Origin of the sequence: Sphingomonas sp. 35-24ZXX (genome assembly GCF_000786215.1) — a bacterium.
Lineage (GTDB): Bacteria > Pseudomonadota > Alphaproteobacteria > Sphingomonadales > Sphingomonadaceae > Blastomonas.
Genome location: NZ_JROG01000003.1, coordinates 103,327 through 116,898 on the forward strand (window position 1 = coordinate 103,327; position 13,572 = coordinate 116,898).

At 64.6% G+C, this 13,572-nt stretch carries 13 protein-coding genes; 9 read left to right on the plus strand and 4 right to left on the minus strand.

Annotated elements, in window-relative coordinates; all coding sequences use genetic code 11:
• Window positions 1-2 precede the first annotated feature (2 nt).
• Together LI72_RS03220 and LI72_RS03225 are read right to left on the minus strand one after the other, a co-directional pair.
• Window positions 3-1,289 (minus strand): aminotransferase class V-fold PLP-dependent enzyme, encoded by a 1,287-nt coding sequence (locus tag LI72_RS03220; RefSeq protein ID WP_033924466.1) that lies wholly within the window; start codon window positions 1,287-1,289, stop codon window positions 3-5.
• Between the two features lie 14 nt (window positions 1,290-1,303).
• Window positions 1,304-3,712, minus strand: coding sequence for a TonB-dependent receptor (locus tag LI72_RS03225; protein WP_156139464.1), 2,409 nt, complete (start codon window positions 3,710-3,712; stop codon window positions 1,304-1,306).
• Between the two features lie 193 nt (window positions 3,713-3,905).
• Between LI72_RS03225 and LI72_RS03230 the strand changes: the two genes are divergently transcribed.
• From LI72_RS03230 to LI72_RS03240, 3 genes are all read left to right on the plus strand, one after another.
• Window positions 3,906-4,328, plus strand: coding sequence for a phosphate-starvation-inducible protein PsiE (locus LI72_RS03230; RefSeq protein WP_081984585.1), 423 nt, complete (start codon window positions 3,906-3,908; stop codon window positions 4,326-4,328).
• A gap of 90 nt (window positions 4,329-4,418) precedes the next feature.
• A complete protein-coding gene (locus LI72_RS03235; RefSeq protein WP_033924467.1) occupies window positions 4,419-4,976 on the plus strand; it encodes a phosphoribosyltransferase in 558 nt (185 codons plus the stop codon).
• A gap of 51 nt (window positions 4,977-5,027) precedes the next feature.
• Window positions 5,028-6,050, plus strand: coding sequence for an adenosine deaminase (locus LI72_RS03240; RefSeq protein WP_033924468.1), 1,023 nt, complete (start codon window positions 5,028-5,030; stop codon window positions 6,048-6,050).
• Between the two features lie 14 nt (window positions 6,051-6,064).
• Here the strand turns inward: LI72_RS03240 and gpmA are convergent, their stop codons facing one another.
• Together gpmA and LI72_RS03250 are read right to left on the minus strand one after the other, a co-directional pair.
• Window positions 6,065-6,751: a 2,3-diphosphoglycerate-dependent phosphoglycerate mutase gene (gpmA, locus tag LI72_RS03245; RefSeq protein ID WP_033924469.1), complete on the minus strand. Its 687-nt coding sequence runs from the start codon at window positions 6,749-6,751 to the stop codon at window positions 6,065-6,067.
• Between the two features lie 161 nt (window positions 6,752-6,912).
• Window positions 6,913-8,319: a cytochrome P450 gene (locus LI72_RS03250; protein WP_033924470.1), complete on the minus strand. Its 1,407-nt coding sequence runs from the start codon at window positions 8,317-8,319 to the stop codon at window positions 6,913-6,915.
• Window positions 8,320-8,504: 185 nt separating this feature from the next.
• On the opposite strand from LI72_RS03250, the gene LI72_RS18890 reads away from it, so the two are divergent.
• The 6 genes from LI72_RS18890 (at window position 8,505) to LI72_RS20455 (ending at window position 13,572) form a co-directional block, all read left to right on the plus strand.
• Complete coding sequence (locus LI72_RS18890) at window positions 8,505-9,365, plus strand: hypothetical protein (protein ID WP_052129468.1); 861 nt, start codon at window positions 8,505-8,507, stop codon at window positions 9,363-9,365.
• 74 nt (window positions 9,366-9,439) lie between these two features.
• Window positions 9,440-10,432, plus strand: a complete 993-nt coding sequence (locus LI72_RS03260; RefSeq protein WP_033924471.1) for an LLM class flavin-dependent oxidoreductase — start codon at window positions 9,440-9,442, stop codon at window positions 10,430-10,432.
• 4 nt (window positions 10,433-10,436) lie between these two features.
• Window positions 10,437-11,147, plus strand: coding sequence for an RluA family pseudouridine synthase (locus LI72_RS03265; protein ID WP_033924472.1), 711 nt, complete (start codon window positions 10,437-10,439; stop codon window positions 11,145-11,147).
• On the plus strand, window positions 11,140-11,547 hold the full coding sequence (gene arfB / locus LI72_RS03270) for an alternative ribosome rescue aminoacyl-tRNA hydrolase ArfB (protein ID WP_033924473.1): 408 nt from the start codon (window positions 11,140-11,142) through the stop codon (window positions 11,545-11,547). Before LI72_RS03265 ends, arfB begins: the two co-directional genes overlap by 8 nt.
• Before the next feature lie 25 nt (window positions 11,548-11,572).
• A complete protein-coding gene (locus LI72_RS03275; RefSeq protein WP_033924474.1) occupies window positions 11,573-12,055 on the plus strand; it encodes a GAF domain-containing protein in 483 nt (160 codons plus the stop codon).
• 194 nt (window positions 12,056-12,249) lie between these two features.
• Window positions 12,250-13,572 carry an RcnB family protein gene (locus tag LI72_RS20455; RefSeq protein ID WP_052129469.1) on the plus strand — a complete coding sequence of 441 codons (1,323 nt, stop codon included), beginning with the start codon at window positions 12,250-12,252 and terminating at the stop codon, window positions 13,570-13,572.

The window sequence follows — 13,572 nt, forward strand, 5'->3', positions numbered from 1 at the left end:
CATCATCCCTTGGCCATCCTGGGGGCGAGTTCCTGCAGCGCCTTGGCCAGCGCATCGACATCGGCCATCGTGTTGCACAGGGCAGGGGTCACGCGCACGCAGGCTCCGGCAGCGACCCCGCCGCGCTGGACGGTGAAGATGCCGTGGCTCTCCAGCAACGCCTGCGCCACCGCGCGATTGTCCGCATCGCTGGTGCATCTGCGCACCCTGAACGAGGTGATCGCCCCGTGCATGCGGGGATCGTCGGGTGTCAGCACCGCGATATCGGGGTGCGTGCGCACCTGTCGCACCCAGCGGTCGCGCAAGCTGCGCAGCCGCTGCTCGCGCGCCGGCGCACCGATCGCCGCCTGGAAATCGAGCGCGGCGGGCAACGTCAGCAAGGCTGCAAAATCCACCGTTCCGGTATGCACGCGTGACGCGATGGACTCGAGTTTGGCGTGATCATCTGCCAGATCGGGATCGATCGCATCGAGCCGCTCTGCACGAATGTACATCGCCCCCACGCCCAGCGGCGCGCCGATCCATTTGTGCAGGTTGAAGCCGATGAAATCCACGCCCAGATCGGGCAGGCGATAGTCGACCTGGCCCAGGCTGTGCGCGGCATCGAGGATCGTGTCGATCCCGCGCGCCCGCGCCATGTCGGCAATCGCACGCACCGGCAGCATCAGCCCGGTGCGGTGGCTGATATGGGTGAGCAGCACCAGCTTGAGGTCGCGATGGGCTGCAAAGGCCGCCGCGTAAGCCGCGAGCACAGCATCATGCGTTGCCGGTTCGGGCAGGTCGATCTTCACCACCCGCGCACCGCGCAGGCGGGCCGCATTGACGAGGCTCGCCTGCATGCTGTCGTAATCCAGATCGGCGTGGAGCACCGCCGTTCCGGGGCCGATCCGGTTATAGCCGCCGATCAGGCTTTTCAGCGCCTCGGTGGCGTTGCGGGTGAACACGATCTCGTTCGTGGCCACGCCCAGATGGCTCGCCAGCCGCTGCTGCGCCGCCATCAGATCGCGCCCCATGCCGCGGCGGGCATAGAAGCTGGTGTCGCGGTTTACCCGTGCCACCGCTTGCTGATATTGCGCCAGCACCGGGCGCGCCATCATCCCCCAATTGCCGTTTTCCAGCTGGATGACCGATTCCGGGCGATCATATTGCGCAGCCACGCGGGCCCAATAGGCCTCGTCTTGGGCCGCGGCGCCCTGGCTGGCACTCGCGGCGCGGGCCAGAGGGGAGGCGAGGGGCGCAGCAGCGAATGCCGCCGCGCCCGTCAGCAAGGTTCTGCGATCGATGCTCATGCCCCGATCATGCCTCAGAACTGCACGCCCAGGCGAACATAATATTGACCGCCATCGGTATCATAGGGCGCATTGCGCGAATAGATGAGGCCACGCACCGCCTGGTTGGTTGCTTCATCGGGATAGGTGTCGAAGATATTCTCGGCACCGACACGGATCGACAGATTCTCGGTGAATTGCACCGCGGCGGACAGATCGAACAGCACGATCGAGCCGAACCGCTGGAACACATCTCCGGTGGCATTGCCGCTGGAATCGGTCCACGCGCCGTAATAGCGGCCCGCCGCCGTCACCGTGAACGCGCCGATCGTGTAGCCCAGCGAACCGGTAGCATTGTGCTGCGGCAGGCGTTCCTCGAACAGGCGCCGCTGCGTATCGTTGCCAATGGTGATGCTGGTGCCGTTGGTCACCTTGGTCTGGTTGTAGTTATAGGCGAGGCGCGCGTTGAACGTGCCATCCCCCAAGGCGGCGGCATATGCGAGCACCACATCGAGCCCACGGGTGCGGGTGTCGAAATCGTTGGTGAAATAGCTGATCGAGGTGAACTGCAGCGGATTGGGAAGGCCCGCCGGCACCGCAAAGGCATTGGACTGGCCGAACCGGTCACGCACGTCGATCTGATAGACATCGATGCTCGCCGAGAGACCGAATTCGGACTGGAAGGTCAGGCCTGCGGTGAGCGTTTCGGACTGTTCGGGCTGCAGGGGCTGGGCCCCCAGCGCGATTGCGACCGGATCGTTGGTCGAAAGCCGTCCCCGGGTGAAGATCTGTAACGTGCGGGTATCGAGCCCCTGCGAGGTGTTCGAGGTGTTCGACTGGCCCGGCGTCGGCGCGCGGAAGCCGGTGGAAAACGCACCGCGGATGGCAAGGCCCGAAATTGGCTCGAACCGCGCCGACAGCTTGTAGTCGAACGTGTCGCCAAAGTTCGAGAAATCCTCGTAGCGGGCTGCCACACCCAGTGTCAGCGGTTCGGCCGGGCGCCATTCGAGATCGAGATATCCGGCATAGCTTTCCTGCCCGAAGCTGCCGTCCTGGCTGGGCGCAAAGCCCGGAAAGCCGTTGGCATTGGGGGCGAGGCCTGCCACTGCGCCCGGGCCGACGGCGTAAGATGCCGGGTCGCCTGCCCCCACGCTGTAGGTTTCCTCGCGGCGCTCGCCGCCAAAGGCGATGTTGACCGGCTCAAACCCGCCGACATCCAGCCGATAGACAAAATCGGCATTCAGGTTGAACTCGCGCTGCTCGAGCCGGCCCAGATAGAAGCTCGTCGGGCTGTTGGGACCGAGCGAGGCGTTGAGCGATTCGCTCATCAGATAGTCGATGCGGCTGCGGCCCGACGAGGCGCTGATGTCGAAGGTGAAGTCTCCGGTACGCTCGGCGCTTCGCAGCCCGGCGACGGCTTGCAGGTCCTCATGCTCGGTGCCGAAGCGCGGGGTGAAGCCGGCAGGGTAGATCCGCGAAAAGTTGAAGCCCGGAAAGACCGTCGTGTTGGCATAGACGTTTGCGGTGCCGACCGGGTTGCGCCAGTTGAAATCGGTGACGCCATCGCCGCCGGTGGCGGTTCCGAAGGCATAGATTTCCAGCGCATCGCTCAAGGCATAGCGCATGTTGATCGCGCCGCGCATGATCCGCGATTCCGGCTGACCCCATCGCTGCACCGGGTTGGGGATCACCAGATCGGGGCGGGCCGCCTGCAGGGCGATCGCATCAGGGCGCTGGCGCGTGCGTGATGTCGCCGCATTCTTGCTGTATTCGCCCGAGAACACGATGCTGCCGCGGTCGCCCAGCGCGAGGCCGCCCTGAACGCCGACCTGATAGTTGTCGCCATCGCCTTCATAATATTCGGAGAACTGGCCGAAGGCTTCCATGCCGGGCTCGTCATCGAGGATGATGTTGATCACGCCGGCGATTGCATCCGAACCATATTGCGCGGACGCACCGTCGCGCAGCACCTCGATCCGCTTGATCGCGATGGTCGGGATGGTGTTGAGGTCGGGCGCCTGCGCGCCGCGACCGCCCAGCAGCGCCGAACGGTGATAGCGCTTGCCATTGACCAGAACGAGCGTGTGGTCGGGCGACAGGCTGCGCAGGCTGGCCGGGCGGACGAAGGCCTGGCCATCGGCTGCGGGAAGCCGCTGGACATTGAACGACGGCAGCAGCCGGGCGAGCGTGTCAGACAGGTCTTCGGAAATCACGTTGTCGACGACATCATCCGACAGCACATCGACAGGGGCCATGGTGTCAAACTGGGTCCGGGTGGCATCGCGGGTGCCGGTGACGATGATCATGTCCGACGGGGCGGCATCGGCAGCATCCGCCGCATCTTCGGCTCCGGCTGACGGCATGACGTCAGCAGCCTGTGCTGCGGAAGGACAAAGCATGGCGAATTGCAGCGCGATGAGCGCGCACCCGGTGAATTTCGACATTTGGTGTAACCCCATGAAAACTGACGTTATTTGGCTGTCGCGGCCGATAGGGTCGGGGGGCGTCGCTCTGATGACCGGATTGTATACTATTTATGGCAGTCCGGCGGCGGGTCTGTCACAATGCCGACGGCGGCGGGGTGCAGAGCCGGGAGACGGCGCTAACCTTTTTTGCGATGCCGTGGTAGGCTGGCGCATGGCAGACCAACCCGGACCGCATGACGAGGTGCCCGCCGCCGCATCGCCCATGCTGGCCGCCGACTCGTATGCCGTGCGCGGCTTCCACCTGATCGAGCATGTGCTGCTGATCCTGGTGGCGTTGATGACGCTGGGCGCGGCGGGGATCGAGGTCTGGGGCATTCTGGCCGCACGCACCATTTCGCTGGCCGATATCCTGCTGATGTTTCTGTACACCGAAGTGATCGGCATGATCGCGGTCTTCTATACCGGGCGCGGATCGCCGTTCGTCTATCCGATCTTCATCGCCATCACTGCGCTTGCCCGGCTGATCGTGCTTCAGGGCAAGGACATGGCACCCGACAAGATCCTGTTCGAAGCTGGTGCGATCCTGCTGCTGGCGATTGCCGCGGTGGTGATCACGCGCGCGGGCAGGGCCTGAAGCGCGGCGCCTGATCCCGGCAGGGCTTGACCCCACCTGCGGCGCTGGCATGAAGGCGCAACGCCCGTCGCCAGCAAGGCCGCCCAAGTCATGACCACCGAAAAACTCTATATCACCGCCAACAGCCTGCTCGAAGACAGCTATCGGCTGGCCATGCAGGTGATCGAGAGCGGCTATCAGCCCACCCATATCGTCGGAATCTGGCGCGGCGGTGCGCCGGTGGGCATCGCGGTGCAGGAGCTGCTCGAATATCACGGCATCGATGCCGACCATATCGCCATCCGCACCGCCAGTTATTACGGTATCGACCAGCAGAGCAAGGACGTGCGCGTCTATGCCTTGGGCTATCTGATCGACACCTTGAGCCCGGAAGACCGGCTGCTGGTGGTCGACGACGTGTTCGATTCCGGACGATCGATCCGCGCGTTCATTCATGAGCTCGCGGCGAAATGCCGGTACAACATGCCGCACGACTGGCGGATCGCGACCGTCTACTACAAGCCATCGCGCAATGTCACCGATCTCACCCCGCGCTATTTCGTGCACGAAACCGAACAGTGGCTGGTCTTTCCGCACGAGATCACCGGCCTGACGGTCGAGGAAATCCGCGCCCACAAGCCGGGGGCCAATATCATTCTTGGGGAATGATGACCGCAGAAGCGATTGCGCCGGACCCTTGCGATTGGCATAACCGCAGGCATGAAACCCGATCAGCGCGACGCCTATATCGACCGGCTCCCCAAGGCCGAACTGCACCTCCACATCGAAGGCTCGCTTGAGCCCGAAATGCTGTTTGCGCTGGCGCAGCGCAACCGCGTCGATATCCCGTTCGACAGTGTCGAGGATATTCGTAAGGCATATAATTTCAGTAACCTGCAGGACTTTCTGGATATCTACTATCAGGGCATGGCAGTGCTGCTGACCCAGCAGGATTTCTACGACCTGACCTGGGCCTATCTGGAACGTGCGCATGCCGACCATGTCCGCCATGTCGAAATCTTCTTCGATCCGCAGGGGCATACCGAGCGCGGCGTAGCCTTTGCCGATGTCGTCACCGGAATTTCCGACGCGCTCGCCGATGGTGAAAAGCAGTGGGGCATGACCTCGCACCTCATCATGTGCTTCCTGCGCCATCTCGACGAGGCCGCGGCCGAGGCGACGCTGGACGAGGCGCTTCCGTATCTGGACAAGATCGCCGGGGTGGGTCTCGATTCGTCCGAGGTCGGCCATCCGCCGTCGAAATTCACCAATGTGTTCGCGCGCGCGCGGTCGCTCGGCCTCAAACTGGTCGCGCATGCCGGCGAGGAAGGGCCGCCCGCCTATGTCCACGAGGCGCTGGATATCCTGGGTGTCGACCGGATCGACCATGGCAATCGCGCCATGGAGGATGCAGGGCTGGTCGCGCGCATCGCGGGCGAGGAGATGACGCTCACCGTCTGCCCGCTGTCCAACCTCAAATTGTGCGTGATCGACGAGATCGGGCAGAGCCCGGTCAAGGCGATGCTGGACGCCGGCATCCGCGCGACGATCAATTCGGACGATCCGGCCTATTTCGGCGGCTATGTGAACGAGAATTATCGGGCCGTCGCCAGGGCATTGGACCTCAGCCGTGCTGAGCTGCGATCGCTCGCAGCCAACAGCTTTACCGGTTCATTCCTGCCCCCCGAAGCGGTGGCGCATCTGCTGGCCGAAATCGACCATTATGACGCGCACACCGCCTGACGGCAGGGCGCCGGTCAGCGCTCGCTGAGGTAATAGCGCTCCACCTCGGCGAGATTGTCGTCGAGCTGGTAGACGATGGGCTGACCGGTGGGGATTTCGAGCGAGGTGATGTCATCGTCGGCGATGCCCGAGAGGTGCTTGACCAGCGCCCGCAGCGAGTTGCCATGCGCCGAGATGATCACCCGCTTGCCTGCCTTGAGTTCGGGCGCGATGCGGCTTTCCCAATACGGCAGCACGCGCGCGATGGTGTCCTTGAGGCTCTCGGTATTGGGAATGGCGATGCCGGCATAGCGGCGCTCCTTGGACAGGTCGAATTCCGATCCTGCGTCCATCGGCGGCGGCGGAATGTCGAAGCTGCGCCGCCAGATGTGCACCTGCTCGTCGCCATGCTTGGCGGCGGTCTGTGCCTTGTCGAGCCCGGTCAACCCGCCATAATGCCGCTCGTTCAGGCGCCAGTCCTTCTCGACCGGAAGCCACAGCCGGGTCATCTCTTCGAGTGCCAGATTGAGCGTCTTGATGGCGCGGGTCTGCAGCGAAGTGAAGGCGATGTCGAAATCCAGCCCCTTGTCGCGCATCAGGCGGCCAGCGGCGCGCGCTTCTTCCGCGCCCTTTTCGGTCACATCCACGTCCCACCAGCCGGTGAAGCGGTTTTCCAGGTTCCACTGCGACTGGCCGTGGCGGATGAGGACGAGTTGCGGCATCGGATGGGTCTCCTGTGATGGTCTTTGGTCGCCACCTAACGCCGATAACCGCCAGAGAAAACCCGTTTTCCGGCAAAAGCCGGAAACCAGGGGCGGTGTGGTGCGGTACGCAGCCCGGACTCAGGCTTTCGCCAGAGACCGGGAGAGGAGAGGAGGGGAGCCTAGAGCGTCTCGAACCGGACCCTGAGGCCATCCTTGGGCTGCGGGATCGGCCAGGCCTGCCATTCGGGGGCATAGCCGGGCTCGGTCACGATGCGATGTTCGCTCAGGATGTGGTGGAGCAGCACCTTGATCTGCATATAGGCAAAGTGCAGCCCCAGGCACATGTGCGCGCCGCCGCCGAACGGCACCCAGGCGTATTTGTGGCGGTTGCGCGTTGCCTCGGCGGTGAACCGCATCGGATCGAACCGGTGCGGCTCGGGCCAATGCTCTTCCTGCTTGTGGGTATAGGCCGCGCTGATGCTGACCGGGGTTCCGGCAGGGATGCGATAGCCGCCGAACTCGAAATCCTTGAGCGCGCGGCGCGGGGTGGAGGGCACCGGCGGGATCAGCCGCAGCGATTCTTTGAAGGCCATTTCGGTGAGCTCGAGATTGGGCAGCGAGTCGTACGGCATCGGCGAACCGGCAGGCGCCTGTTCGAGCAGTTCGGCGCGCAGCTTGTCCTGCCATTCGGGGTGGCGCGCCAGCATCCAGATCAGCGAACTGGCCGACGAGGTGATGGTATCGTGCGCCGCCATCATCAGGAAGTTCATGTGATCGACCACCTCGTCGGTGGTGAGCAGGCTGCCATCTTCGCGGGTTGCGCGGCAGAACTGGCTGAACATGTCCGGCCCCTGCTGCTCGCGGCGCTTCTGCACCTCGGGGGTGAAGTAATCGACCAGGAATTTGCGGCCCGCCACCCCGCGGCCCATCTTGGTGAAGGGCAGCGGACGGCGCACGACTCCGATCGAGGCCTGGACCATGTCGACAAAGGCCTTGTTGATCTGGTCAGCTTCGGGGCCCCAGGGGATACCCAGGAAAGACGTTGCCGCAAGATCGAGCGTCAACTTCTTGATTTCCGTATAGAACTGGATGTCCTTGTTGGCCCAGCTACGGACCCGTGTTGCAATTCCCTCGTTCAGCTTTTCCGCATAATGGCGCATCGGCGCGGGCTTGAAGGCGATCGACAGCGCGCGCCGGTCGGCCCGGTGATGATCGAAGTCCATCAGCATCAGCCCGCGCGGGAACAGCAGATTGAGCACCGGTCCCCAACCCTGTTCGGACGAGAACACCTTGTCGCGGTCGAACAGCACCAGCTCGTTCGCGTCCGCGCCGAACAGCGCCACCTGCTTGCGGCCGAACGCATTGGTGCGATAGACCGGGCCGTATTTGGCGCGCATCTCGTTGCCGAACTTTTCGGGGTCGGCCAGCATCTTCAATGTGACGCCCAGCACGGGCAGGCCGTCCTCGCCGGGAATGTGGTCCAGGGCGTCGGGTCGCGGCATGCGCGTCCAGTGCGGATTGCCGCTGTCGCGCTGTATCGTATGATCAGGAAACATCTCGCGCGGGGGTGCAATCACGGTAGCCATGGGGAATCCTCTGCACTGGTTTAATCGCCCCATTAAATATCAACTGACATCAATGTTAGCAAGCGCCGACTGACTGGCTCGACTCATTCATCGTTAATTCAACAAGCGGTTTGTATGAACGAATAATCGGGGCATCGCTCCGGCGGCCTGTCGCGCCCGGCTTGCGGCAACCTTGGGGAAAAATTGTGGCCCGACTTGAATTCCTAGGCAGGACCCGTCGCCAGGCGCTGCGCATTGCGGCTCTGGCCGTCGGGGCGGTTTCGCTCTCGGCCTGCGCTTATGGCGATTATGGCGGTTACGGTGGCGTCTCGGTCGGCGTGGGCAGCGGCTTTGCCGGTGGCTATGACCCCTATTGCGACGGCTTTTCGGCATGGGACAGCTGGTACGGCTGCGATGCCGGCTACGGCTTTGGCCAGATCGGCTATGGCGGGGGCTATTGGGACAATTTCTACTACCCCGGCTATGGCACCTGGATCTTCGATCGCCCCGGCGGACGCCGCTTTGCGATGCAGGACCGGCACCGTCGCTATTGGGCACAGCAGCGCTGGCAATATCAGCAGCAGCGCCGCGGGGAGCGGCGTGACGATCGGTTCGACCGCCGCAACGACCGGCGCGATGATCGCTTCGACCGGCGTCAGGACCGGCGCGAGACCCTGGATGACCGGCGCGACTGGCGGCGGGAGCAGCGCGCCGACAACCCTGAATTCCCCCGCACCCGGCGTGGTGAGCGCGAGCGGATGGGGGGACTGACCCCCGAAGACCGGCAGCGGCGCTTGGAGCGCTGGGAACAGCGTCAGCAGGAACAGCTGGGTCAGCCCCGGCAGGATCGCCGCGGAGGAGGAGAGGGCAGAGGCGCAGGCCGTGGCCGCCCTGATCTCGGTCAGCCCGATGGACAGGGACAGCCCGGCGTCAGCCGTCCGCCGCGGGCGGAGCGCGCGCCGCGCCCCGACCGCGCACCCCAGGTCATCGAACGCCCGCGGCCGCGTGGCCCGGCGGGGGTCGCCAACAGCAACGGCGTGCGCCCGCAGGACGTCCGCGAGGACTGATCGGCATCACGCATTTCGGGGCGGGACACGGCTTGGGCTTGTGACCCGCCCCAAAAGGCCTATCCTTATAGGCGATGCTACGTTTTTCCCTTCTCGACCAATCGGTACGCTTTGCCGACGTTCCCGCCAGCGCGGCGCTCGCCGCGTCGCTGGAGACGGCGCAGCTCGCCGACCGGCTGGGCTATCACCGGCTCTGGCTGTCCGAACACCATGCCAGCCGCTTCCTGTGTGGCAGCGCGCCCGAAATTCTGATCGCGGCGATCGGCGCGCACACGCGGTCCATTCGCCTGGGGTCGGGCGGCGTCATGCTGCCGCATTACAGCGCCTACAAGGTGGCAGAGCAGTTCGCGGTGCTGAGCAACCTCTATCCGGGTCGGATCGATCTGGGAGTGGGGCGCGCGCCGGGGGGCGAAATGCGCGTGGCTGCGGCTTTGTCTGCACCCCATCCCCCGTCGTTCCGCGAATTTCCGCAGCAGGTGGCAGAGCTTGTCGGCTATCTTGACGGCAGCCTTGCCGACCCCCGGTTGAGCCCCGAGCCCATAGGCGACGTGCCGGTATGGATCCTGGGTACCAGCCCGGACAGCGCGATGCTGGCCGGACAGCTGGGGCTGCCGTATGCGCTGGCACTGTTCATCAATCCGCACGCCGACCCCAGCCTCACCGACCTGTACCGGCGCAATTTCCGCCCCAGCGCGCAGCTTGCCGAACCCTATGTCATGCTGGCGACCACGGCCTTTGCCTGTGACGATGCCGATCAGGCGGAGCTGCTGCGCAAGAACTATTTTCTCAATATCGCGCGACTCCTGGGGGGCGGCCAGCAACCTGCGCTTTCGCCCGAAGAGAGCCGCGACATGGGCTTTACCGAGCGCGAGGCGATGATTGTCGGCGCACAGGCACGGATCGCGGCCTTCGGTACGCCGGGCGTGGTCCGGGACAAGGTTCTGGCGCTGGCCGAGGTCTTCGAGGCAGACGAGGTGATGATCTCGTGCAATGCCTATCACCAGGCCGACCGGCTGCGGGCGATCGAACTGTTCGCGCAGAGCTTCGCGATGGCCGAGGCAGGCTGAGGCCATGACCAGTCATATTCCATCCTTCTGCGTCGCCGGGACGCTGCCCTTCATCGATGGCGAGGCGATCGTCATCGACAAGCCGGCGGGCCTTCCTGTCACGCAGCCGCGCAAGGGCGGGCGCAGTCTTGACGATTACCTGCCGCAGCTGCGCTTCGGTTTCCACAAGATACCGCTCGCGGTGCATCGGCTCGATCAGGACACGTCGGGCTGTCTGCTGCTGGCGCGCCACGCCAAGGCTGCAAAGCGCTTTGGTGCGGCGTTCGAAAGCGGCGATGTGGAAAAGACCTATCTGGGCATCGTCGAAGGCGAACTTGCCGACGATGGCGGCACCATCGACATTGCGTTGGGCAAGACCAGCACGGCGCAGACAGGCTGGCGGATCGTGCCCGACGCGTCGGGCAAGCGCGCGGTCACCCACTGGAAGCGGATCGGTACGGTGTCTGGCAGGACGCTGGTCGAATTCCGTCCCGAGACCGGCAGGACCCACCAGATCCGCGTGCATGCGCTGCATGGCCTGGGCAAGGCGCTGCTGGGCGACCCATTTTACGGCACGGCATACCCTTCCGGATTGATGCTGCACGCCGCAGGGCTGAACTTGCCGCGCGGCACCAAGCCCCCGATCGTGGCGGCGGCGCCCATGCCCAGGCGTTTCCTCGATCTTGGCTTTGGCACCATCGAGGCTGTAGCCGATGAAGGGCTGACCGATGCCTGACATTGCGATCCCGGACCACGCGATCGTGTCCGAACGCTTCATCACCGCGTCTGGCCCGGGCGGGCAGAATGTCAACAAGGTGGCGACCGCAGTCCAGCTGCATGTCAACATCTACGCTCTCGGTTTGCCACCTTTGGTTTATAACCGTTTGAAATCATTGGCTGGTAGCAAGATCAATCAGGATGGCGAGCTGGTCATCCTGGCGCGCAACCATCGTACCCAGGAAGCCAACCGCAAGCTGGCGCGCGAGCGCGTGTCCGCATTGCTCGCTCAGGCCTATGATCTCCCTGCCACCCGTGCCCGCTCGCGGCTCAACCGGGTCGGCAAGACCGAACGGCTGGCGGGCAAGAAGGTGCGGTCGACGGTCAAGAAAAACCGCGGCAGGGTGGCCTTCGACTGACTTCATGGTATTTGGAAGATTTTGCATGTACACCTTTGAAATCGATGACAATGCTCCCAAGGCGCAGCTCTATGACGATCTGCATTCGGCGGCGCTGGCGCTTGTCGATGGCGAACCTGATGGTGTAGCCAACATGGCCAATGTCGCCGCGCTGCTGGGGCAGTATCTCCCCCGGCTCAACTGGGCGGGGTTCTACCGGATGGTCGATGGCGAACTGGTGCTCGGCCCCTTCGTCGGCAAGCCTGCCTGCATCCGGATTGCCCTTGGCAGCGGTGTCTGCGGGACGGCGGCCGCGAGCGGCGAGACTCAGCTGGTGGACGACGTCCATGCCTTTCCTGGTCATATCGCCTGCGATGCCGCCAGCCAGTCCGAACTGGTTGTGCCGGTCATCCATGAGGGCCGCGTTACGCATGTGATCGATCTGGACAGCCCCGAGCTTGCACGGTTCGACGCTGACGACCGCGCCGGGATCGAGCGCCTGGCGAAAACTCTGGCCGGACGCATCTGATTCAACGGGTTAACTAGCTGACAATGCGCTGCCCCATATTGAAACACCAAGCCGTCCGACAGCCGGTTTTACATCGCTGTGATGGTGCAAACTCCCCGCAAATGGTAACGATCGCTTAACCAAGCCGCAGAGGCCAAGGGGCGCTCCAATACGCTCGTCTCGCGGCCTGGCGGATTGCCCAAGGGGAGTTAACCATGAAGATCCGCGCTTTTGCTACCTTGCGCCATGCTGCGATTGCCGCCAGCGCCCTTGCCGTTGCGGGAATGACCCTCCCGGCCCAGGCCGCCGACTCGCGGGTTGGCAACCCCCAATCGGGTCTGATCGCGCTCAAGCTGAGCAGCGCGCTGGGCAATGGCCCCGCAGTCCGTCCGTCTTATGGTGCCCGCTTCCCGGCAGGGGCGCCGGCCTATGTTCGCCCGTTCCGGGGTTTCACCTTGCCCCGTGTATGGATCGCGCCGAATTACTATATCGCCAACTGGCAGGGCCTCGGCCTGCCGCGCCCCGCGCAAGGCTTTGGCTGGTCGCGCTATTACGACGATGCGGTGCTGACCGACCGCAGCGGCCAGGTCTATGACAGCGTGCAGGGCGTCAACTGGCAGGCAGCGCAGGCGGGGACGAGCACCGTCGTCACGCAGACCTATTCGCCCGATTACGACCCCTATAACTACGACAAGAGCCTGCTGCTGGGCAGCGACGATGTCGTGGAAGGCACGCACTGGGTCGAAGGGCCGGCCGATGCGCCGGGCGTCGATTTCGATCCCGACATGCCGCCCCCGCCGCCGCCGCCTTCGGCTGTCTATGACCGCGACTATGATCCGGCGTTCCTGGAAGCCTGCCGCCGGGACTCCGGGCTGGGCGGCGCGGCCATCGGCGCGGCTGCTGGCGGTCTTGCGGGTAACCGCATCGCCGGGCGCGGCAACCGCACGGGTGGCACGCTGATTGGCGCTGGCGTCGGCGCGCTTGCCGGCATGGTGATCGACAAGGCCGAGGACCGCGAGCGCTGCAAGCGCCTGCTGGCGGGCGAGAGCGCGCGTGGCCCTGGCCCGAGCTATGGCTATGCGCCTCCGCCGCCGCCGGTTCCCGCTTATGGCGGGGATTATGACCCGGCGTTTCTCGAAGCCTGCCGCCGCGACAATGGCCTGGGCGGTGCAGCGCTTGGCGCGGCCGCAGGCGGTCTCGCCGGCAACCGCATCGCTGGGCGCGGCAACCGTACCGGCGGCACGCTGATCGGCGCCGGCGTCGGTGCCCTCGCTGGCATGGTGATCGACAAGGCCGAGGATCGCGAGCGCTGCAAGCGCCTGCTGGCGCAACAGGGCGTGGCCCCGGGCCAGCCGGGTGGCTATCCGCCGCCGCCTCCCGGCTATTATTATTACTATCCGCCGCCGATCGTGACCACGGTGACGATCACGCCGGGCAGCTGCAACTGCGAGGAAACTGTGGTGGTGACCGAGGGCACCACGCATCACCGCCCGGTCGTGCACCATCGCGGCAAGAACGTACGCGTCTACCGCAAGTGA

Coding starts and splice junctions, on each gene's coding strand:
- LI72_RS03260 (WP_033924471.1), top strand. CDS start 9,440: ATGCTACGTTTTTCCCTTCTCGACCAATCGGTACGCTTTGCCGACGTT.
- LI72_RS03250 (WP_033924470.1), bottom strand. CDS start 8,319: ATGGCTACCGTGATTGCACCCCCGCGCGAGATGTTTCCTGATCATACG.
- LI72_RS03230 (WP_081984585.1), top strand. CDS start 3,906: ATGGCAGACCAACCCGGACCGCATGACGAGGTGCCCGCCGCCGCATCG.
- LI72_RS03220 (WP_033924466.1), bottom strand. CDS start 1,289: ATGAGCATCGATCGCAGAACCTTGCTGACGGGCGCGGCGGCATTCGCT.
- LI72_RS03265 (WP_033924472.1), top strand. CDS start 10,437: ATGACCAGTCATATTCCATCCTTCTGCGTCGCCGGGACGCTGCCCTTC.
- LI72_RS03225 (WP_156139464.1), bottom strand. CDS start 3,712: ATGTCGAAATTCACCGGGTGCGCGCTCATCGCGCTGCAATTCGCCATG.
- LI72_RS03275 (WP_033924474.1), top strand. CDS start 11,573: ATGTACACCTTTGAAATCGATGACAATGCTCCCAAGGCGCAGCTCTAT.
- LI72_RS20455 (WP_052129469.1), top strand. CDS start 12,250: ATGAAGATCCGCGCTTTTGCTACCTTGCGCCATGCTGCGATTGCCGCC.
- LI72_RS03240 (WP_033924468.1), top strand. CDS start 5,028: ATGAAACCCGATCAGCGCGACGCCTATATCGACCGGCTCCCCAAGGCC.
- LI72_RS03235 (WP_033924467.1), top strand. CDS start 4,419: ATGACCACCGAAAAACTCTATATCACCGCCAACAGCCTGCTCGAAGAC.
- gpmA (WP_033924469.1), bottom strand. CDS start 6,751: ATGCCGCAACTCGTCCTCATCCGCCACGGCCAGTCGCAGTGGAACCTG.
- arfB (WP_033924473.1), top strand. CDS start 11,140: ATGCCTGACATTGCGATCCCGGACCACGCGATCGTGTCCGAACGCTTC.